Genomic DNA, 21,992 nt, shown 5'->3' with positions numbered 1-21,992 from the left:
TTCATGCGCATCCACGTCGTCTTCGCCACCGTCGGCCGGGCCGAGCTTCTCGCCCGCACCGTCGATCGCATGGCCGACCAGTCCCGCCCGCCCGACGGCATCGTGGTCTCCGCGACCCGGCCCGACGACGTGCGGGGGATCGAGCAGGGCCGCGTGCGGGCCGAGGTTCTGTTCGGCGAGAAGGGCCTGTGCCGCCAGCGTAACCGGGCCTTGCGACTGCTCGCGGGGCGCAGCGACATCGTCGTCTTCTTCGACGACGATTTCGTTCCCCACAACGATTACCTCGCGGTGATCGAGGAGACGTTCGCGGCCGATGCGGGCATCGTCGGCGCGACCGGGGAACTCCTGGCGGACGGCATCCACGGGGACGAGATCCCCTTCGAGGCGGCGGCGGCGCGGCTGGATGCCCATGTCGTGCCTTCGGCTGCGTCGATCCGGCGGCGGGAAGCGCTCTACGGCTGCAACATGGCGGTGCGCCTGTCCGCCACGGAAGGCCTCTGGTTCGACGAGGCGCTGCCGCTCTATGGCTGGCAGGAGGACATCGACTATACCTACCAGCTGTCGCGGCGCGGGCGCCTGGTCGCGGGCGAACGGCTGACCGGCATTCACCTCGGCACCCGCAGCGCCCGTTCTCCCGGCAAGCGGCTCGGTTATTCGCAGGTGGCGAACCTCGTCCACCTGTGGCGCAAGGGCACGATGCAACCGAAGCTGGGGCAGCGGCTGCTGGCGCAGAACCTCGCCTCCAACGCGGTGCGCAGCCTGTTTCCCGAACCGCACATCGACCGGCGTGGCCGCCTGCTCGGCAACCTGATCGCCATCGGCGACTGGGTGACCGGCCGGATCGATCCGCGCCGCGTGGAAACGATGTGACGATGCCGCAGCCGATCTATTTCAACGGCAAGTTCTACGGCGGCGGCCTTAACGGCGTGCACCGCGTCGCCGACCGCCTCATCCGAGAATGCGACCGCGCACTGGCGCTCATGCCGCCCAACCAGCGCCCGCGGGCCTATCTCATGACTTCGGCCGATGCCAGCTGGGTGCCGCCCCTGAAGGTCATCGAACGGCGCAACTATGCCCGCACCGACCAGATCTGGGAGCAGGTAACGCTGCCGCTGGCGGCACGCGACGGCGTTCTGGTCAACCTGGCCAACCTCGCGCCGATCGCGCACCGCAACAAGATCACGATGATCCATGACGTGCAGTTCCTGTTCGCGGACTGCGGCTATCCGGCGCGCCAGCGGATCGGCTACCGCTGGCTGACGCCGCTGCTGGGCCGATCAAGCCGGGTGACGCTCACCGTGTCCGAGTTTTCGCGCCGGATGCTGGACCAGCATTCGATCTCGCCGATGGCGCGCACGCGGGTGATCGCAAACGGCGCCGACCACATCCTCGACGCCGAGGAGGACCCCGCCCTGCGCATGGCGCTGGGGCTGGAGGAACGCAGCTACGCGGTGATGTTCGGCAGCCCGAAGGGATACAAGAACAACGCTGTAGCCTTCGCCGCCTTCGCCTCGGGCGCAGCCGGCCCGACACGCCTGGTCGTGGTCGGCCCGGGCCGCGAGCAGCTCGTCACTGCGGGGCTGGCGCCGCCGCCGGGCACGGTCTTCGCCGGCCGCCCCGACGACGGCGCGCTCAAAGGCCTGCTGTCGGGCGCGCTGGGAATCCTGTTTCCCTCGCGCACCGAAGGGTTCGGACTGCCCCCGCTCGAGGCGATGCTGTGCGGCTGTCCCGTCGTCGCCAGTCCGGCGGGCGCGATCCCGGAGGCCTGCGGCGACGCCGTCCTCTACGCCGGGACCGACAGCCCCGGGGAATGGGCCGATGCGCTCGAGCGGCTGCGCAACGATCCGCAGCTGCGCGCCGACAAGATCGCGCAGGGCCGCCTGCAGGCTGCGCGCTTCACGTGGAGCGCGGCGGGCACGCGGCTCATGGACGTCATCAACCAGGTTCGAGGAGAAGCAGCGATGACGCAGACAACGGATAATAGCATGCCGGATCTCAGCGTCGACGTGGTGATCCCCACCTACAACCGGCGCGACCTGCTGCCCGCCGCGATCGCCAGCATCAAGGCGCAGACAGTGCCGGTGACGAAGATATACGTGGTCGACGACGGCTCCACCGACGGCACCATCGACTGGCTGCGCGAGGTCTGCGCGCAGGACGAGACCATCGAGCTGGTCGAGATGCAGCACGGCGGAGCCAACCGGGCGCGCAATGCCGGGATCGGACTGGCGGGGTCGCAATGGGTGGCCTTCCTCGATTCCGACGATGCCTGGGAGCCGGACAAGCTGGAGCGGCAGTTCGCCTTGCTGGATGCCCGGCCCAACCTCGTCGGCCTGTTCTGCGGCTTCCGCCTCGTCGGCGGGAACGTCGAGCTGATCCACCGCCCGCGCGACAACCCCTCGCTGCTGGACCTGCGCTGCGCCAACGCGCTGGGCAGTACCTCGGGCGCGGTGATCCGGCGCGAGGCGCTGCAGACGGCAGGCGGCTTCGATCCTCAGCTCCCCAGCTGCCAGGACTGGGACCTGTGGTTCCGCCTGCGCCATATGGGCCCGATGGGCGTCGCGCGCCTTCCGCTGGTGCGCTTCAATTGCGGCCCGCACGAGCGCATCACCACCAACATGAACAAGGTCCTCGCCGGCCACCGGGCGATATTCGCGCACCTCCTCGCCGATGTCGATCGGGCCAGCGAGCGCGCCACGATCGCCGCCCAGCACAAGCTGGTCGAAGCCGACATCAAACGCCGCTTCGGGGAAAACCGCGCCGCGCTGATGCTCATCGTCCGCTCCTTCCTGCAGGTGCCCAGCAAGCGAGCACTGGCGGTGGCATGGCGGACGGCGCGCGCCATGTGGCGCGACGGCATCCGGCGCGAACCCCAGCCCGGCCCGGCCGCGGCGGCATGAGCAAGGCCGGGGTCGCCAGGGGCGCCGCCGCGCTCGGCGTGACACGCGTGGTGACCAACCTCGCCAACCTGGCGGCGCTGGTGGTGCTGGCGCGCCTGCTCACGCCGCAGGACTTCGGCCTCGTCGCGATCTGCACGACGGTGCTGGGCATCCTGGTCGCGCTGACCGAGCTGTCCGTCGGCTCCGCCCTCGTCCAGCGCCGCGAGGTCACGCGCGAGCACATCGACAGTGCCTGGACCATGGCGCTCGTGCGCTCGGCGATGATAGCGGGAGGCTTCGCGCTGGCGGCCCAGCCGCTGGCGTGGCTCTACGGCGACGACCGGCTGGCACCGCTGTTCGTGCTCTCGGGCATCACCGGCGCGCTGAGCGGCCTGACCAATCCCCTCGTCGTGCTGCGCACGCGCGAGATGAGCTTCAAGCCGATGATCCTGCTGCAGATCGTCCAGAAGCTGTCGGCACTGGTGATCTCGATCGCCCTTGCGCTTTGGTTGCGCAATTACTGGGCGATCATCGTGGGCTCCGCGATCGGCGGCGCTCTCGGCACCATCCTGAGCTATCTCGTCGTTCCCTACCGCCCGCGCTTCACGCTCTCTCGCTCCAAGGACCTGCTGGGCTTCTCGAGCTGGCTGTTTCTCGGCCAGGCGATGAACGTGATCAACTGGCGCTTCGACCAGCTCATCATTGGCCTGTTCCTGCCGCCGGCACAGCTGGGCGCCTATTCGATGGCCGACAACATCTCCGCCATACCGAGCCGCGAGGCGACGACGCCGCTGGTCCAGACCCTGTTCCCCAGCTTCGCCCGGATGCAGGGCGACAAGGAACGGCTGCGCAGAGCCTACCAGGTCGCGCAAGGGGCCATCGGCATCGTCGCGCTGCCGGTCGCGGTAGGCTTCGCGCTGCTGGCCGAGCCGATGGTACGCGTCGCCCTCGGCCCCAAGTGGATGATCGCTGTCCCGCTGATCGAGATCATTGGCCAGTGCTACGCGATGCAGACCCTCGTCACCGGCTCGCGCCCGCTGGCCATGGCGGAAGGCGCCACGCGCGCGCTGTTCGTCCGCGACCTCTGGGGCCTGATGCTGCGTGTCCCCTGCGTGACCGCCGGGCTGGCCGGATGGGGCCTCATGGGGCTGGTCTGGGGACGCCTGCTCAGTTCGGTGGTCGGACTGGTCATCACCTCGGCGCTGGTGACCAAGCTGACCGGCCTGTCCGGCCTCGACCAGCTCCGCGCGCATCGCCGTACCATCGCTGGAGTGGCGGTGATGTCGGCCGCCGTCCTTTTGGCGGATCACGAACTGCTGAAGCTGGGCACCGGCCCCATGGCGCGGATCGCGCTGCTCGCGCCGCTCGGCGCCTTGGCCTACGTGGGCTCGCTGCACCTGCTGTGGCTGGCCAGCGGCCGCTGTGCAGGCGCCGAAGCCGAACTGCTGGGCCTGCTGCGCGGGGCGATCGCGCGGGTGCGAAAGAAGTCCGTTTCGCCGGTGGTCTCGACGGGGGTACCGTAAGGACAGGCCGCCGCCCTGAAGGACAGGACGGCGGCTGCCTTACAGCCGGGCCTGCGCCCGGCCTTCTTAGATGTTACGCGATCACCGACTTGATCGCCGCCACTGCGGGACGGGGGCTCAGGTCGTTGTTGAACAGCCCGAAGTTGGTCATTTCGCTCGTGCCCTTCCACGCGAACAGTTCGTAGATGCTGATCGTGTGGACATAGGACTGCGCCAGCGCGGCGCGCACGTCCGAGGCCAGCAGGGTCGCCTGCTGGCTTAGGCTCACGGGCGGAGAGGTGCTGTTCTTGGCGCCGCCTCCGGTGGTGCGGCCCCACTCGGTGATGACACCCTGGCTATGCTTGCCCTCGACGACCTTGGTGCGGAAGCCGGCCACCCGCGCCTTCACGTCCGACGGCGGCGTGGGATAGATGTGGGAATTGGCGAAGTCGCAGTACCGACCCTGCTGCGACTGCATGAAGTCGTTGCTGGCGATCAGCGGGATCGAGCACAGGACCGGGTCCACCTTGATGGCGGCGTGGAAGTCCTTGATGAATGCCATCAGCGCGGGTGCATTGCCGGTGCGGAAGCCCATGCGCTTGTCGGTGACGCCGTTGTAGCTCACGGGGTTGAGATCGGGCTCGTTGGGGAACTCGATCGCCCAGATGGAGCCGGGCGCGGCGACCAAGAAGGCCTTCATGTCGGCGATGCTGGTGCGGATGTCGCGCACCGAGAGCGTGAAGCAGAACTTCACGCCTTCCTTCGCCAGGCCGACGTAAGTCGCCCAGCCGGCGGTTCCGCGATAGGGCTCGCGGCAGCGCATCTTGCGTACGCCTCCCAATTTGTTAAGCGCGGGCAATATGTTGGCGAGCTTATAAGGGGAGCCGGTATCCTGCGGCCTTCCCTGGACCATGAGCCTGTTGATGGAGGATGAGGATGCGGCCTTGGCGACAGCGGGCACAAACGGTGCCGCTGCCAGCGCACCGATCAGGGTGCGCCGGGATATACTAAACGGTTTTTCGGACATGCTTTGCGATGCTCCATTGCGACTCGCAATGGGGCCTAGATGAACCCCTAAGGGTAATCACCTAGGGCAAACTTGACTTAAGGTGAGCCGTTGTTCACGCACGTTAGCTTGTGGAACTAAACAAAAGTTTAGGCGTTTACTTCGGCTTAATTTGCATCAATCCTTAATTATCATTAACTTGTATTTGAAGCAGGCGCCTGACGGCAGCGGCGTTGGCCGGCATGCACTGCCGCTGGTCGGGCCGGGGCACCAGGGCGCAGTCCCAAAGGACGAACTCGCTACGCGAGGCTGCATTGCGGATGAAGATGAACGCCGGGACGTCGCGCTGTTCCAGGGCACGCATGCGGTTGGATTCGAGCTGGGCGGCGGATTTCCAGCCGATCACCTGGCAATTCGCCTTCTGCGCGCAGCGGGACAGCGCATCCATGGCCCACCGCCCGGCGGGCACGGCCGGATCGACCGCCAGGAGAATCGCGTTTCCGCCCGCTGCGACACCGCCCGCAAGGGGCGCGGGGTGGGCGGGCACCAGAGCGGCCGCGGACGCCGCCGTCACCGGGAGGGGTGACGGACCGACGGACGGCTCCTCGCCTACGAGCGCCGCCAACTGCATCACGACCGGCTCGGGGCCGTTCAGTAGCGCGGTGGGCTTGCCGCCGCTGCGCCCGGGGAAACGGTAGAACACGTGCGCGCCCACCGACGCGATCTTGGTCAGACTGGGCGCCCAGTACGGATAGACGTAGTTCGCATGGTAATGCGTTGCCTCGCCCACCACCGGGTCGACCGCCCCCTCGAGCGCGGCCCGGGCCAGCGCGCGGGCGCGGTCCCACGCCGGCCCGCTCGGCCGGCGCGCAAGGGCACCGTCGCAGGCGAACGTGAACTGGCAGCCGGTTGCGAGTTCGGAGCCTTGGAACACCACCCCGCAGACACTCGCAGGATAGGCGCCGTGGCGCAGCCGGTTGAGCACGACCTGGATCACTGCACGCTCGCCGGCGGCATCGTCCCCCGCCTCGTACCAAGCCGCGGCGGCAAGGCAGGCGAGCGCCCTGCCCCGGTCCAGCTCCGCCCCGGCGAAGCCGAACGGACGGCCCAGTCCGGGCGCAGCGTCGAGCGGCCTTTTGAAGTTGATGAGACGGGCCGCATCGGGAGAGCCGGCGGTGTCCGCCTCCGGTGCCGCCGAACCGAACGGCGGCCGCGCGGCCGGCGCCGCCACCGGGCTCCGCATCGCGAAGGGCCGCGACGGCGGCGCCACGGCGAGGCCCGAGGAGAGGGTAAAGGAGGACAGGCTCACCGCCAGCGTCGCCGCGACCGCAAGCCGACGGACCAACCGGATCGCGCTGGACCGCACGAAGCCTTTAGGCTCCGCCGATGTCGAGGCAGCTTCGTCGTGCACCCGCGCATGATGCGCGAGGTCCGAGCCGTCGCGAAACTCCAGGAAGGGTGAGCGGCGGCGCAGAGGGGGTAGCACCTTCGGAGGAAAGCCGTGCTCGGTGCAGCTCATGTCGCGTCAGGTGACGTCTATGTCAGGTTCAGTGCCGCTCGGCGCGCAAGGTCAAGCCTGACCCGTGCGCGCTGGTCGCGGTCAAAGGAAAGCGCCGCCGCGACCAGTCCCGCAGCCCCACCGGCATCTTCGCGTCTTATGACGTTGATGGCGAAATCATCCGCGACGACACGTACCTTGCTTGTCCCATCCTCGATCGCAAGGGCCGGCGCTTCGGCGAGAACCGCGAAAATCAGCGAATGCAGGCGGTTGGTCACGACCAGCCCGGCGTCCCTGTAAAGATCCGTCAGCACCCCCAGTTCGAAGCTGTCGAACACCTGCGGATCCCGGCTGCTCCAGCGCGCAGCCAGCCTCGAGGCCGATGCCTTGTCCATGCTCTCCCGAGGATCGTGGCAGGCGATGGCGATCCGCGCTCCCGGCAACGCCACCAGGGCCGCCTCGAGCACCGCATCGAGCGCCGGCCCGTCGAGCGAGCGCCGCTCTCCCCCGTCCTCGCAGGGTGCCACGACGATCCATCGCCGCTCGCCCCCGCGCGGGATCGCCGCGTGGATGGCCGGGGTCGGCAGAAACACCATGTCGGCATTGACCGCCACCTGCTTGCCCGGCAGCAGGTCCGCCAGGTTGCGCGCCGAGACCTTGTCACGCACGTTCACCACGGAGCAGGTCCCCAGCACCACGCGCCAGAGCAGGCGCCGCAGGCGAGACCGGATCGCGCTCACGCCCAGTCCCCGCGTGATGACCCGGCCCCCGCCGATCTGGGCGCTCAGCGCTGCGATCGCCAGCCCCAGCAGCGAGGGGATCGAGACGTTGTCCCGCACCAACTGGCCGCCGCCGATGACCAGTTCCGCCCCGAAAGCCCGCCGAGCGAACGAAAGGACCCGGCGCCCCGGAACGAGTTCGCCGCCCGCCTCTCCAACCTGCCTCACGATGGCGTCCGGGAGGTCCGCCCAGCGCCGCACCGCGCCGCCGCGGCCATGGGTGAGCGCCAGGTTTTGTAGCAGCAGCTTGAGATCGCCCAAATTATGCAGATCGCCGGCAACGAAGACCTGTCGGCGCACTGCCCCCGTGGCGGCCTTGGCGACGGGTCGCGCAGACAGGTCCGGAATAGCCGTCATCCCGCCTGCAACATCCGCGATACGACGCGGCCGACCCGTGCGCGCATCCGGCTCGGCGCCAGCTTGTGGCCGATCGCCTGGACGTTGAGCGCTCCGGGCACGAGCATCTGCGGTCCCTGCAGGCTGAGGACCGGCTTGCCGGCAAGGCGGGCGATGTCGCGGGCCTGGTGCAGTTCGCTCTCGACGAACAGGGCACACGAGGACCCGCGGTAGACTTCCGCCTTGAAGCCGGCGTGCGCGCCCAGTCGGCGCCGCGTCGCCGCATCGGGAAGGTCCAGCATGCGCAGTTCGCCGTAGCGGATGCCTTGGCGCTCCAGCCAATCCTCGGTTGGCGCGCGGTACTTTTCGAGACGACTGGTCACCAGCATCGCGATCTCACGGCGGGGGCGATGGAGCGGCACGGCCTCCGCGAGGAAGCTCAGGTAGCGGGCACCATCGTCGTTCTCCGCCTCGGTCGGATCGACGCAGAGCACGCCGTCGATGTCGAAGCAGGAGCGCGAGACGATGGGATGATGCAGCACGTTCCATTCGAACACGCGCGGCTCGGGGACGGCCGCGAAGATTAGGTCGACTTCGCCTGAGCTTTCGCCTGTCCCGTAGACTGCCGCGAAAGTGATACGGCACCCGAGATGCGCCAACTTTTCGCGCGCCTCGCGCATGGATGCGCCGGTGCGGCAACTGTCGTCGATCACCAGCGCATGGACGAAACTGCCAGCCCCGGTATCCTCCCGGCGGGTGTGGCCGACACCAAGTGCCTGCCCCGCCGCGAAGCCGTCGATCTCCGCCAGCGGAAGGTTGCGGGCAAGCGCGATCATCGTCGCGGGCAGCATTCCGCTGCGCGGAATGCCGACCACCACGTCGATGTCGTGCGGCACCCGCGAGAGTCCCCGCCAGACGTCCTTGTAGAGATCGGCGATCGAACGGAAATGCATCAGGTCGTTCCTCCGGAAGCGCTGGGGCGCGATGCGGTGCTGGATGGCGCCGATTGCGGCAGTGCCCCCGAAATGCCGCGACTGACCGCCAACGAGAAGTCGGGCGTGACGACCTGGCGCGGCAGCATCCGGCGCAGGGCGAGCGCTGCGCCCGCGAACATCGCAAAGCTCGTGCCCGGATGGCTATTAGGAGAGGCGATCGCGGCGGGGACGAGTATGATGACGGCCGTGGTGGCGCACGCGCGCATCACGGCGCTTATCGCCCCGCCGCCCTGCGCGCTTCCGCCGCGGCCGTAGGCGGGCAGTTTCACGACGTTGAGCAGGTAGAGCGCGAAGGTGAGGATGCCGATCACGCCCATCGTGCCCAGGATCGCCATGAACAGGCTCGACGAGCGGAAGCTGCCCGGACCCACTCCCAGCCCCCCGGAGGCGGTGAAGGCGGTGACGCCCTGCATCGCCCAGAACAGGCGCTGCTGACCGGACGAGCTGTCGCTCTTGTCCACCGTCATGTGGAGGATCATGTCGCCGATCTTGGCCGCGCCGCCGGGCATGACCGCCAGCGCCAGCGCTGCCAGCACGACCATGGCACCGACGGCGACGGCGGCCTGTCGCAAGCGGACGGGATTGGCGCTCCCCGGCGCGATGGCCGCGCGGCCCAGGAAGAACGCCGCATAGCAGCCGAGCCCGACATAAGCCGTGCTGGACGTGCTGATGAACAGCACCGCGCCCAGTACCAGCGCCGCCGCCCCGGTGTGCCTGGCCCAGACCGAACGATACCAGCACTCGCAGTTGAAGATGAACCATCCGAGACCGAACGCTGCCCACCCCGAGGCTTCGGGAAAGAACCCATCGATGCGGTTGAATCCCTGGTAGGACTGGTCGAGCTGGGCGTAAGTCCCGTTGCGGAATAGCGCGAAGAAGCCTTCGACCGGCGTCCCCTTGGTCTGCGAAGCGACAAGCCCGCTCAGGGCATGGATCCAGGCGATCACGACCCCGCCCTTGACCAGCGCCTCGATACCGCCCGCGGTGCGCACGGCGACGTAAGTCCCCAGCGTCGCCAGCAGGGCGCCCAGCAGATACACTGCAGCGGTGATGTTCTGCGCGGTCGGCCGCAGAGGCACCGTGTCGAACAGACTGCGCGCGTCGTCGAAGCGCATCGGCGCGACGTTGATCTGGTCGGCGAAGATGCGCGGGGCGATAAACGCCGCCGCCATGCCGTAAAGCGTGAACAGCACGAGCATGAAGTTGTCCTTCACGCCCTCGGTCCACAGGCCGAAGTAGCCGCCGCTCGGCATCATCACGCGCAGGTAGACGAAGATCAGCGCGAACTGGATCGGCGGGATCGAACTGTTGCCCAGAGCCGAGACGGTCAACGCCGCCGAGCCTCCGAACAGCCCCGAGGCCATCAGGAACACCAGCATCGCCGGCATCGACCGGAACAGCAGCATGGACCCGATCATGAGTTGGAGGAGGCCGATGAATGTAAAGCTCATCCGCGCCCTCCGCGCCCGAACCACGGTGTCACGACGAGTGTCCCACCGCTGCCAGGATCTTTCGGTCGAAATGTTCGGGCGCAAACAGGTTCGACTGCGCTACCGACCGCCTGGGGTCGAATTCCGGCAACCAGCGCTCGAACCTCTCGATGCCGTCGACCAGCGAGTCGGCGGTCTGCCGCTCGAAGAACAGGCCGGTCTCGCCGGGGACGACGCTGTCGAGCACCCCGCCCCGCCCGTAGGCAAGCACCGGTCGCCCCGATGCCATCGCCTCTACCGGGACGATACCGAAATCTTCCTCCGCGGTGAAGACGAGCGCCCGTGCGCGGGCGTAAGCCTGGCGCAGTTCATTGAACCCCAGGCGCGAGACGAACCGGATATTAGGCCCGGCAATCCGCTTCAGCTTGGCGAGCATGCCGCCCTCCCCCACCATCAGCAGTGGCAGTCCGGTGCGATTGAACGCTTCCACGGCGAGGTCGGGCCGCTTGTAGGGCACCATCTGGCCGACCCACAGGTAGTGGTCGTCCACTTCCAGGCTGGGCGTGAAGATGCGCGTATCCACCGGCGGGTGGATCACCTCCGCTTCCCGGCGCCAATACTTGCGCACGCGGTCCCGGATGAACGTGCTGTTGGCGGCAATGTTGTCGACCCGGGCGCTAGAGGCGAGATCCCACTGGCGCATCCGGTGATAGATCAGCGGCATCGCTGCGCGGGCGATCGGGTTCGCGTCCTTGCGGTACAGGTGGTAGTGATCCCACAGGTAGCGCATCGGCGAATGGCAATAGCACATGTGCTGCGCATGAGGGCTGGCGATGATGCCCTTGGCCGGGCCGCTCTCGCTGCTGATGACCAGGTCGTATTCCGAAAGGTCGAGCTGCTCCAGCGCCATCGGCATGAACGGCAGGTAGTACTGGTAGAACTTCCGGGAGAACGGCAGTCCGTTGATCCAGGTGGTCGTCACCTTGGCCTGTCGGATGCGCTCGGACATGCGGCTCTCGTCGTAGACGTGCGTGAAGACGTCGGCGCCGGGAAACAGGCCCAGCAGCCGTTCGAGCACTCGCTCGCCTCCGCGCATCGAGACAAGCCAGTAGTGCACGATCGCGACCCGCGGCTCGCTGAAGCGGCCATAGGCGCCGGCAACCGTCGTCTCGGCCCTGCTCGTAAGCACGCCGGGGGTCGCGCCTGGAATCACGCGTAATATCCCTTGTACTGGCGATAGAAGTAGGACGGATCGCTATATCCGAAGAGGCGCCGACGCCGGATGTCGACCTGGTTGATGGTCACCCCCACCACGTTCACGCTTTCGCGCGGCAGCATGTTGAGGGCGGAGCGCGCCGCGCCCTGCATGGTCTTGCGCCAGCGCACCACCAGCACCGTCGCATCGGCCACGCCGGCGATTGTGCGCCCCGAGGCGATCGGCAGGATCGGCGGCAGATCGAGCACGACGTGATCGAAGCAGGCGCGCAGTTCCTCGATGAGCCGCGCGAAGGTCTCGCCGGTCAGGAGGTTGTCCCGCTCCATGTCCGAGGGCTTGATCGGCAGCACGCAGAGGCCGGACTCGCCGGTAACCAGTGCATCGGCCAGTGGCACGTTGCCTTCGAGAACCTCGATGAGGCCCGGATGATCGGACGAGAGCCGCAGGAGCCGGCTGACGCCGCGCCCGCGCAAGTCGCAGTCGACGAGGATCGTTCCGCGCCCTCCCACGGCCAGCGTCTGGGCCAGACACGAGGCTATGGTCGTCTTGCCCTCCTTGGGCAGCGCCGAGGTGATCGCGATGACTTGTGCCGGCCCGTAGACGGCGTGCTCGATCGAGGTGCGCAGCGAACGGAAGGACTCTGCAAACGCGGAGCGCGGCTCCTGGGTGATCGCCGGTACCTCGCGCCGCGACTTGCGGCTGACCGAGGCCAGCAGGGGCACCGAGCCGAGGCAACGGATGCCCAGTCCCTGCTGCACCTCATCCGCCGTCGTCACGCCCCGGAACAGGGCTTCGGCCACATAGGCGGCCGCCAAGCCGGCGCCGAGGCCGATCACCAGCGAGAGGATCATGTTCATCGGCACGTTGGGCGAGCTGGGCAGCAGCGGCACTTCCGCCAGCGAAAGCACCCGCGCGTTCGGCCGCTGGGTTCCGTCCTGGGCGACGAGCTGCTTGTAGTTGTTGAGATAGCTCTCGTACATCGCCTGCGACGACTGCGCAGCACGTTCCAGCTCGTCGAGGCCGACCATCGCGGCGTTGTTCCGCGCCAGATTGCCCCGCGCGGCCCCAAGGCTCGTGGTCAGCGAGGCAAGGCGCTGGTTCGCAACGTCGCGCTGCGCCGCGAGGTTCGCCATGATGCGGGTGATCTCGTTCTTGATGTCGCTGCGGACCTCGGCGAGTTCACTCTTCATCCGCACGAGTTCGGGATGATTGGGACCGTATCGGGCCTGAAGATTGGCGACCTGGCCGCCGACCTGCGATTCGCGTGCGCGCAGCCCCCCGATCACGCTGGAGCCCAGCGCCTCGCCCACGTCTTCGCCGGAAGATCCGGAGCGCAGTTGCGCCTGCGCCGTGCCCAGACGGGCTTCGCTTTCCGCAGCTTCCGCGCGGGCCTTGGTCACTTCCTGGTTGTAGCTGGAAATCTCCTGCTCGGTCAGCGACGCGCCCGAGGTGCTGAGCAGTCCGTTGGCGATACGATAGCGCTGCAGCCGTTCGGTGTCGGAATGGGCCTGCTGCAGCAATTGCTGCAGGCGCGGCTCGACGAGGCGGGCCGTCGCCTGATTGCTCTCGCGAGTGGACTCGACCTCGAGCTGGGTGAACTGCTGGGCGTACATGTTGGCGACCTTGGCCGCGTCCTGCCCGCTGGGCGCCTTGAAGACGACCTTCAGGGCATAACTCTCGCCGCTGCGCACGGCCGAGACGTTCGACTGGAACTGGGTCACGATCACGGCCTGCTCGGCCGTCGTCTTCCCGGCGAGGACGCCCAGCGCGCCCGCCACCCGCTGCGCGAGGTCACGCGACTTGAGCGTTTCCACTTGGGTGTCGACATAGGAGCTGTTGGGCGCCGGTCCGGCCTGGCGACCTGCCCCGGCCACTCCGCCCGGGTCCTCGGTCGGAGCCAGCAGGCTCACCGTCGCTTCGGCGGTGTAGGTGACCGGCATCGAATAGGTGATCGCAGCGCCGATCGCGACGGCGGCGGCGGTCACCATCGCGATGAGGCCCGAGCGCCGACGGAAAAACGCCATGGACCCGCTGAGGTCCACGCGGTCCCCTGCCTGCATCAGGGACTGTCCCGGGGCAAAGGCAAGATCCCGCGGGTCGGGAGCGGCACTGATAATCTGGTGTGAACTGTTCATGCTCTGCTCCTGTCGCCGGGGCGGAGGGAGATCCGCCCGGTGGAGAATTCGGAATCTTCAGATCGCCATTCTCGCGCCGATGCGCGCGGCAAGGCCGTCATATTCACGGGGATTGATGCCCGACCCCCGTTGGTGCCTGCCGCTGAAGCCGACGAACGCCGCGATGTTTTTCGTCACCGTCCGGTTGATCGTGGCTTCGCCGTGGATGCGCGATTCGCGCCGGTCGAACCCGTCGTAGTCGTTGCGGAGGAACCCGACCTCGAGCCCGACGAAGGTCCGGCTGCCGACCGCGATCGTCGCCGTGCCGATGATCGTAGACTGGAGGACCGCCGCATCGATCGCGAGAGGGCTCCGCTCGACGTTGCGTTCGCCCTTGAGTTCGAACCGGGTGCGCGGCGTCGGTGTCCAGGAGACGCTCAAGTGATAGTCGACCGCGCCAATGTCGCTCCGCCTCGGATCGTCCATTTTCTGCGTCACGTAGCCGAGCGCACCTTCAACCGTGAGCAAGTCGGTGATGCGGTAACTGAGCCCACCCACGACGGAGAAGCCTTTGGAATCCCTGCTGGAGCCCAGGTCGTAGGCAAGGTGGGTGCCCGTCAGGCGCATGAACACGCCCAGCTTCACCGATCGCCGGTAGTCGATCCGGAAAGCCAGCGCGTCACGCCTCACGTCGCGGTACGACTGGTCGATCTCGACACCGCCGAGAGACGCGTCCTTGTACTCCAGATTGCGGGTGCTCACGCTTGCCTGCCATTCGACGATCCCGCCCATCCGCGAGAGCGTCGCGCCGACTCCGGTGTCCATGTAGACGACCGGCCGGTCGGTGAAGAACTGGTCGCCGAAGGTGCCGCGGCGCTCGATCCGGCGGGCGACGCCCGTGTTTATGGCCAGGACGAAGCGGTTCGCGAAGTCGAGGCGCCCCGCCGCGTCGAATGCCCATTGGTTGCTGTCTTCCGCCGTCATGTCGAAATAGCGCCGCCCCTCGGCCGCGGCATCGAGCCGGATCTGGTGGCGCGAGAAGTCGCTTTGCACCCGCAGGCTCGGCCGGACTACCACCACGCCGTCTTCTATCTTGTCGGCGCGGTTGTAGATGTTGTCGTCGTAGCGCACGTCGAAGTTGACACGCGGAAGGGCGACGAACGAGCCCAGCCGGAAGCCGGTCGGATCAAGGCCCTCCACCACGGTTTCGGGAACTGCGACGGTCCGGTCCTGCGCTCGCGCAGCGGCTGGCAGCAGCACCGGGATGAGCGGCCCTGCAAGCCAGTACAAGGCGGTGGTCCGTCGGAGCCTGCTCAGCAATCGTTTCCCAGCCACGCCTATCAGCACGAGCCACGCCCAGTCGCCACTGCGGGTATCGTCGCGGCGAGGATGCGGGCGTCGAAGACGAGCGTGCGGGCGCGGGTGTACTTTATGTCGGCGGCGACACGCCGCCGGTAAGTCACGCTGCTGCGCCCCGAGACCTGCCACAGTCCGGTAAGGCCCGGCCGAACGGCGTAATAGTGGTGAATGTAGCGTCCGTAGCGCGGGATCTCCGCTATGACGATCGGACGCGGACCCACGATGCTCATCTCGCCGCGCAGCACGTTGAACAGTTGCGGAAGCTCGTCCAGGCTGGTCACGCGAAGGATACGCCCGATGCTGGTCACGCGCGGATCGCTGGGCAATTTGTGGTCGCGTTCCCACTGCGCCCGCAGCACCGGATCGTCGCGCAGGATCGCAGCGAGGACCTGCTGTGCATCGATCCGCATGGAGCGGAACTTGAGGCATGGGAAACATCGGCCGTTTCGCCCGACACGGCGCTGGACGAAAAGCACGGGGCCCCGGTCGTTGAGCCAGATAGCGACGGTGATGCCGATGAACAACGGCAGGAACGCGACGATCATCGCCGCCGCGAGGATGACGTCGAACGGCCGCGCGAGCGGATGATCCGGCTGCCCGAGCACATCCCAGCAATCCCATCGCGAGCGCGCGCTCCCGGCGATCGACGCCGGGCGGAGCGGGTTGCCGCCCTGGCCTGTGAGATGGGAAACGTGGGAGCGCACATGCGCATGACGCCCATACGGATCTTCTTGAGGTGAGTACGAAACCGAGACGGAAGCGTGCTTCCGTTCCTGTACTCCTACCGAGTTTCCATACATGGAGGCTGCCCTTCTATCCGTAGCAACCGAAGGTCGCAGTCACCGAAAGACCTCGCTGCCCCGGTTCAAGGAACAGCCACAGATCGATCAGCCACGGTCAGAGTGACGGCATCCGCCCTTCACAGGCAATCGATCATAAGAATTAAATTCGGCTACCCCTTTTTGACTATCGACCCGGCGCTCCTGTTTTTCCCGCACATCATAAGGGGTATGGAACGGAAAATGTACTTGGATAGGATGATGTTGTTCCCGCCAACCAGTCGGGCCGCGCAAGCAAGGAGGGTGACTTTGCTCTGTTCCAAGTCTGTACCGCATGGACATGAACGATCAGCCGTATTTTCTGCAGCCATGGTTCGGCGCTCCGCCACATTGGTCGCATTGCTTGCGATGACGGCCACGGCCGGATGTGCGACCCAGGACTACCCGTTCGTCGACGTTTCCGAAGCCAATGCCCGCTCGATGCAGGGCACGCGTCTGGACGCCGGCGACAAGGTACGGGTGGCGGTCTTCGACGAACCCTCGCTGACCGGCGATTACGAGGTCGGCAGTTCCGGAAGCGTGACCCTGCCGCTGATTTCCGACGTGCCCGCTGCGGGCAGCACGCCCCAGCAGATGGCCGACGCGATCACCGCTAAGCTCGCGCAAGGCGGGTACGTCCTCAATCCTCGCGTTGCGGTGGACGTGATTTCGTACCGGCCGTTCTACGTCATAGGCGAGGTGGGCAAGCCGGGCGAATATACCTTCACCGGCGAGATGTCGCTGCTCCAGGGCATCGCCAAGGCGGGCGGGTTCACCACGCGTGCCAACAAGGGCACCGTCGTCGTGCGCCGCAAGAGCTGGGGCGGTGGCCGCAAGGTGCCAGTGGGCGATCCCGGCCTCATCATCATGCCAGGCGACACGATCACCGTGAACGAATCCATGCTGTGATGCGGCATTGGCACAACGGCCTGGCTCAAAAATGCGTAGTTTCAACGTGTAATGGGCGGATTGATAAAAAACCCCCATACAGAAACACGTATTTTCAGCTAACTCACTAAGTGTAATCTATATGAGTAATGATCGCGAACATTTTTGATTAATGCGATGTGCTCCTGATGTATTTTAATTATCAATTATAACAAATATGTATCGGGAACAGGGTGTCTTACATTGCGCACGTCTTGCGCCTACTTGTGCTATCCGATGGCAGGACTGACCTGGAAAGGCCGAGAAGGAAAAGCGACCGTATGCTGCGACATTGCGGTGCACGGCTGAAACTCGGAAGGTGGCCCGTTGGGAATTTCAGTCTCTATCATAAACCCCAGTCTCATTTCTCGCGAGGGGCTTCGGCGCATCGTCTCGGAGGGGGGGATCGACGTCATTTCGATGTCCTCCTGCGTAGAGGAACTGCCGGACCTCCCATCGAGGAGCGATCACCTCGTGCTGGTGGACGTGCCGAGCCTGGAGGAGCAACTCAGCGCCCTCCAGTGGCTGGTCGACCGCGAGTGCCTGAGGGGTTTGATCCTGGTCGAGAAGTTCGACCTGGCCGCGATGCTCACCTGCCTCGACAACGGCGCGCAAGGGTATGCCGTCAAGGACATGCCGTGCGACACGCTCATCGCCCTGTTGCAGCTTGCCGCGCTGGGCCACAAGGTCATGCCGCCAGATGTCGCCGACATGCTGCGGCGCGAGGACTTCAGGGTTGCCCCGCCGGAACCGCGGGAGGGACAGTCCAGCACCGCGGCCAACCTGTCCCAGCGCGAGAACGACGTCCTGTGCTGCTTGATGGCGGGCTACTCCAACAAGCACATCGCGCGAAAGCTCCTGGTCACCGAAGCGACAGTGAAGGTCCACGTCAAGGCAATCCTGCGAAAGCTCAACGTCGCCAACAGGACGCAGGCGGCGATGTGGGCCACGGCCCGCGGTCTGCCCAACTACGAACAGCGCTCGAACTTCGAGCGGGCGGACCGCAGCACGGTCTGCTGAGCGCCGCGCGCTGGTAGATGGCGTGAGGGCGCCCCGTCTGCATGAGCCCGTCGCTGCGTCCCACCCCGGTGCCTCGGTGCCGACGCGCCTGCAGATTTCGCCAGGGGCGCGCTCCGGACTTTTCTCATCAGTGGGATGATATAACGGCCTGCCGAGCACGTCGCTCGGCCTCAGGCCCGGCCTTGCGCCTTTGTTCTCCCCGCCGAAACGAGCCGGGCCGGAAAAACACGGCCCGGCCCTTTATGTCTGCCGCCCTTCTCGAAAGGCGGCTCCCGACCTTCGGCATCCGCCACCCCCCCGGATTCAGTGGGTGCAGACCTTCGGCCGGTTCGGATCGACGTGCTTGAAGATCAGGAACTTACGCTCGAACCAGTTCGAGGCGCTTGGCAAAGTGGCCGCAGTGGCGTGCTCGACCAGCCGGCCGTTGTGCGTGAAGGTCACCCATTGGTCCGGATGCCGGCGCAGGAACTCCTCGATCGCGAACATCACGCTCATGGTTCCTTCGTTCGCCGCCCGGGTGAGCGACGGGCTCGACGACGCTACGACCTGCACGATGTCCTGCTGATAGGGGAAGAGATAGGGCGGCTTCTCGAACATCAGGTGATTGGTGCTGCCGCCTTCGGTGTGAAGGTTGCTGAACATGTTGATCGAGCTTTCGGTCTTCAGGCCGACATAAGGCGAAACGCAGCTGATGAAGAACAGCGCCGGGATGATCCAGGTCCATTTCGGGGACGATTGCCGGGGGCCGGTATAGGGCAGGTACAGCATGGCAACGTAGATCATTACCGTCATCGCGATGCCGCCCACGACCGCCCAGGTCAGGATGAAGATCGAATGCAGCAGCATCAGCGCCGGGCGGCCCGGATTGGCCAGTGCCAGCAGCAGAACCACCATTGTCGCCGCCAGCAGCAGGCCGCCCGCCGGAGCCAGAATACCGATCCGGCCGAACAGGGCGCGAAGCGGCTCGACCATGTGGCGGTATACGATCTCGTAGATCTTCGCGCTGGCATCGCGCGGCATCGACAGCATGTAGAGCGCGAAGACCAGGCTGGAGAAGTCCATGTACCAGCTGTAGGCCGAGATCGGGATGATGTAGTGGAACACCAGCGCGCTGCACAGGCCGATGGCGAACCACCTGCGCCAGAACAAGGCGACGATCGCGATGCCCTCGATCACGAACGTGGACCAGATCGCCATGTACCGGCCGATCAGATTGTCCTCGAGACCGAAAGGCGCCGCCAGCGGCTTGTACAGGCCGACCGCGCAGCTTACCGTGGGATCGAGGAAGTCTGTGTTGATCTTGTGAAAGATGCCGTAGAAATACATGATCGCCAGCAGCAGGCGGGCCGGGGTGCGCAGGCTTTCGTAAAAGCGTTGGCGGTCCAGCGATCCTCTCGCCGACAGCACGCATGCGCTGAGCAGGATGCAAAGGTCGAAGGCAGTGGTTATCGTCTTGTTGTTGGAGGCCACCGGCAGGCGCACCGCGTAGAGCAGTACCGTGCAGGCGGCGAGGCCCACGAAAGCCCAGGTCTTGCGCGGGAACAGTATGGTCAACGCGCTGGCACCGACTACCGACCATGCCAGCAGAAGATAGATTATTCCCTCGCGGCCAGTGAGACCGGAGGGGTCACCGACGATGCTGAAAAGTGCGGCGACGCCCCAGCAAGGAGCTACCGCGGTCAACCCGTCGTAAGTCGGCGTGGCACGCTCTGCGGCCATTTTCTGCCATGAAAGTCGGCGGAAAAGCGGGATCGGCTGTACTGTCTGCATAAGGTCCCCCACAAGGCCCCCCGACGGTTACGATATCGATCCGTCAGTGACGCCGGACTGTCTGATCAACTTGCGGCCTCGCAACCACAGGGTCGCCCGCCGGCCAGCCTTGAGCCATGGATAGCTGAGGCGGGCGATTGTCGGCCGCGAGAAAAGCATGGCATTGAGTCTATTGAAGGCGCTGGACGACGATCCCAGCAGCGCGATCGCGTGGACCGCGTCGGAGCCGTGATATATCCGGTCACGGTAAGAAAATACCATGCCCTCGTCGAGGTCGAAGCCTTGGGCCACTATGGCGCGCGCACGCGGATCGTCACTGCGCGCATCGACCAGGTCCACAGTCCCGACACTCTCGCGCAGCTTGATCATTCGCACGTAGTTCTGGCAGAAAATACACTCGCCATCGTAGACGATCAGAGCACGGGGACTGGGGTCAGCGTCGGCCGCCGCGTTGTCGTTCACGGAACGTCCTTGCCCATCTCGCCCGGAGGATCGCGGAAACTCTCGCGATGACACTCACCATAAAACGCGCAGCCGGATACAACGGGAAGGTTCGTGAGCGCATCGAATATACCTACCAGGGTCAGCAAGCCGCTCGAAGCAACGACCAGTATCTTGAGCGGCGACATGCCATGCGTTGCGGTCTGATCTGGCAAGGCCTTATTCCCCTCGAGAAACAGGTAAGCGCAGTTTCACCGCGCCTGAACAGGTTCCCATCATTCATTGGCTATCACAACCATACCTAAGTGATTAACCCGATAGGGTAGAGCAACGAGCGCGGCATCGCGCCGCACCGAATCGCAACCATTGCAGCGCGTTGAGCCATCATATGCTTGGTTTTCCCATGCGGGCACGTTCCCATCCGTGATACTCCGGTCGCGGGGTAGGGATATGAGCGACGAAGACTGAAATAGTCGCCGGCCCACCCTTAAGGGTGACAGATCAGTCGTCTCCCCGCCCTTAGGTTGCCGCTGCAGCACAATCCCGTTGACGCGCTCCGCTGCGATGCCGGATAGACCACCGGGTCGACGGCCAGAGGGCCGCGGAAAAAGCAGGAAAACGAATGGCATTCCAGTGCACTCCCCTTCCGATGCCGGCTATGCCGCAGCGCGATCCTCGAGCAGCGGGAGTGACCCGATAATGAAGATCGCCGTTTTCGGTCTTGGTTATGTCGGTCTTTCCAATGCGGTCCTGCTGGCTCAGCACAACGAGGTGGCCGCAGTCGATATCTCCGCGGAGCGGGTAGCAATGCTGGCAGCGCGCAAGTCGCCGATCGTCGATGCGGAATTGGAGGATTTCCTCGCGACCAGTCCGCTCAACCTGACCGCCACGCTCGATCCGCAGGAGGCCCTGGCCGGCGCCGACTACGTGATCGTAGCCACGCCGACGAACTACGATCCCGAAACCAACAAGTTCGACACGTCCTCGGTGGAGGCGGTGATCCGCACCGCCACGGCCGTGAACGGCGATGCGACGATCGTGATCAAGTCGACCATCCCCGTCGGTTATGTCGAGGACGTTCGGGCACGTCTGGGTACCTCCAACATCATTTTCAGCCCCGAATTCCTGCGCGAAGGCCGGGCGCTCTACGACAACCTTCACCCCTCGCGCATCATCGTCGGCGAACGGTCGGAACGCGCGCGCATTTTCGCCGATCTGCTGCTTCAGGGCGCCGAAAGGAAGGACGTCGAAGTGCTCTTCACCGACGCCCACGAGGCCGAGGCGATCAAACTTTTTGCCAACACCTACCTCGCCATGCGCGTGGCTTTCTTCAACGAACTCGACAGCTACGCGATCGCCGGCGGCATGGACACACGCCAGATCATCGACGGCATCGGTCTCGATCCACGGATCGGCAGGCACTACAACAACCCCAGTTTCGGCTACGGCGGGTACTGCCTCCCCAAGGATACCAAGCAGTTGCTGGCGAACTACTCTGAGGTCCCGCAGAATCTGATCCGAGCGATCGTTGACGCCAATCGCACACGCAAGGATTTCCTGGCCGACCAGATCATCGCGCAAAAGCCCAGGAAGGTGGGCGTATACCGCCTCGTGATGAAGGCTGGGTCGGACAATTTTCGCCAGTCCTCGATCCAGGGCATCATGAAACGGATCAAGGCGAAGGGCATAGAGGTCGTGATTTACGAACCCGTCATGGCCGAGAGCGAATTCTATGGTTCCAAGGTCATACGAGACCTCGACGTCTTCAAGCAGGAATGCGACATCATCATCGCAAACCGCATGACAGCCCCGATCGAGGACGTGAAAGAGAAAGTCTTTACGCGCGACCTGTTCGGTTCCGATTGATCCGAGGCCAGATGTCGCGTGCGCGCACGCGCTGAC

The 21,992-nt window shown here is 65.7% G+C and carries 18 protein-coding genes; 6 read left to right on the top strand and 12 right to left on the bottom strand.

Annotation, left to right across the window (positions count from 1 at the left end; genetic code table 11):
• The first annotated feature begins 3 nt into the window (after positions 1-3).
• The 3 genes from PMI02_RS01355 to PMI02_RS01345 are packed head-to-tail and all read left to right on the top strand — an operon-like array spanning position 4 to position 4,402.
• Positions 4-870, top strand: coding sequence for a glycosyltransferase family 2 protein (locus PMI02_RS01355; protein WP_007677616.1), 867 nt, complete (start codon positions 4-6; stop codon positions 868-870).
• A 2-nt stretch (positions 871-872) separates the two neighbouring features.
• Entirely contained in the window at positions 873-2,900 is a 2,028-nt protein-coding gene (locus PMI02_RS25695; RefSeq protein ID WP_007677607.1) for a glycosyltransferase, read from the top strand.
• On the top strand, positions 2,897-4,402 hold the full coding sequence (locus PMI02_RS01345; RefSeq protein ID WP_007677605.1) for a lipopolysaccharide biosynthesis protein: 1,506 nt from the start codon (positions 2,897-2,899) through the stop codon (positions 4,400-4,402). The genes PMI02_RS25695 and PMI02_RS01345 overlap by 4 nt, the downstream gene beginning before the upstream one ends.
• A gap of 73 nt (positions 4,403-4,475) precedes the next feature.
• On the opposite strand, the gene PMI02_RS01340 is transcribed toward PMI02_RS01345, so the two are convergent.
• The 9 genes from PMI02_RS01340 to PMI02_RS01300 all read right to left on the bottom strand — a co-directional run bounded on the left by PMI02_RS01340 (position 4,476) and on the right by PMI02_RS01300 (position 15,719).
• A complete protein-coding gene (locus PMI02_RS01340; protein WP_238538941.1) occupies positions 4,476-5,204 on the bottom strand; it encodes a calcium-binding protein in 729 nt (242 codons plus the stop codon).
• A 367-nt stretch (positions 5,205-5,571) separates the two neighbouring features.
• Positions 5,572-6,798: a cell wall hydrolase gene (locus PMI02_RS01335; RefSeq protein ID WP_238538940.1), complete on the bottom strand. Its 1,227-nt coding sequence runs from the start codon at positions 6,796-6,798 to the stop codon at positions 5,572-5,574.
• A gap of 125 nt (positions 6,799-6,923) precedes the next feature.
• The gene (locus tag PMI02_RS01330) at positions 6,924-8,021 is read right to left on the bottom strand and encodes a polysaccharide pyruvyl transferase family protein (RefSeq protein ID WP_007677602.1); all 1,098 of its coding nucleotides are present in this window, start codon (positions 8,019-8,021) and stop codon (positions 6,924-6,926) included.
• A complete protein-coding gene (locus PMI02_RS01325) occupies positions 8,018-8,953 on the bottom strand; it encodes a phosphoribosyltransferase family protein (RefSeq protein WP_007677601.1) in 936 nt (311 codons plus the stop codon). Before PMI02_RS01325 ends, PMI02_RS01330 begins: the two co-directional genes overlap by 4 nt.
• The gene (locus PMI02_RS01320; protein ID WP_007677600.1) at positions 8,953-10,446 is read right to left on the bottom strand and encodes a hypothetical protein; all 1,494 of its coding nucleotides are present in this window, start codon (positions 10,444-10,446) and stop codon (positions 8,953-8,955) included. Before PMI02_RS01320 ends, PMI02_RS01325 begins: the two co-directional genes overlap by 1 nt.
• Positions 10,447-10,474: 28 nt before the next feature.
• Entirely contained in the window at positions 10,475-11,638 is a 1,164-nt protein-coding gene (locus PMI02_RS01315; RefSeq protein ID WP_007677584.1) for a glycosyltransferase, read from the bottom strand.
• A complete protein-coding gene (locus tag PMI02_RS01310) occupies positions 11,635-13,776 on the bottom strand; it encodes a Wzz/FepE/Etk N-terminal domain-containing protein (protein WP_007677582.1) in 2,142 nt (713 codons plus the stop codon). The genes PMI02_RS01315 and PMI02_RS01310 overlap by 4 nt, the downstream gene beginning before the upstream one ends.
• Positions 13,777-13,833: 57 nt before the next feature.
• Positions 13,834-15,045, bottom strand: a complete 1,212-nt coding sequence (locus PMI02_RS01305) for an outer membrane beta-barrel protein (RefSeq protein ID WP_007677580.1) — start codon at positions 15,043-15,045, stop codon at positions 13,834-13,836.
• 50 nt (positions 15,046-15,095) lie between these two features.
• Positions 15,096-15,719 (bottom strand): sugar transferase, encoded by a 624-nt coding sequence (locus PMI02_RS01300; protein ID WP_036501736.1) that lies wholly within the window; start codon positions 15,717-15,719, stop codon positions 15,096-15,098.
• Positions 15,720-16,301: 582 nt separating this feature from the next.
• Between PMI02_RS01300 and PMI02_RS01295 the strand changes: the two genes are divergently transcribed.
• On the top strand, positions 16,302-16,841 hold the full coding sequence (locus tag PMI02_RS01295) for a polysaccharide biosynthesis/export family protein (protein WP_238538939.1): 540 nt from the start codon (positions 16,302-16,304) through the stop codon (positions 16,839-16,841).
• Between the two features lie 438 nt (positions 16,842-17,279).
• Complete coding sequence (locus tag PMI02_RS01290; protein ID WP_238538938.1) at positions 17,280-17,879, top strand: response regulator transcription factor; 600 nt, start codon at positions 17,280-17,282, stop codon at positions 17,877-17,879.
• 303 nt (positions 17,880-18,182) lie between these two features.
• Here PMI02_RS01290 and PMI02_RS01285 read toward each other — a convergent pair whose 3' ends face one another.
• From PMI02_RS01285 to PMI02_RS26850, 3 genes are all read right to left on the bottom strand, one after another.
• Positions 18,183-19,598 (bottom strand): thiol-disulfide oxidoreductase, encoded by a 1,416-nt coding sequence (locus tag PMI02_RS01285; protein WP_193372868.1) that lies wholly within the window; start codon positions 19,596-19,598, stop codon positions 18,183-18,185.
• Between the two features lie 78 nt (positions 19,599-19,676).
• Complete coding sequence (locus tag PMI02_RS01280; protein WP_007677564.1) at positions 19,677-20,111, bottom strand: DCC1-like thiol-disulfide oxidoreductase family protein; 435 nt, start codon at positions 20,109-20,111, stop codon at positions 19,677-19,679.
• Positions 20,108-20,305: a hypothetical protein gene (locus PMI02_RS26850; protein WP_157222315.1), complete on the bottom strand. Its 198-nt coding sequence runs from the start codon at positions 20,303-20,305 to the stop codon at positions 20,108-20,110. Before PMI02_RS26850 ends, PMI02_RS01280 begins: the two co-directional genes overlap by 4 nt.
• A gap of 484 nt (positions 20,306-20,789) precedes the next feature.
• On the opposite strand from PMI02_RS26850, the gene PMI02_RS01275 reads away from it, so the two are divergent.
• Entirely contained in the window at positions 20,790-21,956 is a 1,167-nt protein-coding gene (locus PMI02_RS01275; RefSeq protein WP_007677562.1) for a nucleotide sugar dehydrogenase, read from the top strand.
• Positions 21,957-21,992 lie beyond the last annotated feature (36 nt).

This window comes from Novosphingobium sp. AP12, assembly GCF_000281975.1.
Classification (GTDB): Bacteria; Pseudomonadota; Alphaproteobacteria; order Sphingomonadales; family Sphingomonadaceae; genus Novosphingobium.
Note: the sequence above shows the minus strand (reverse complement) of the source record. Positions and strands in the feature narration are given on the sequence as shown.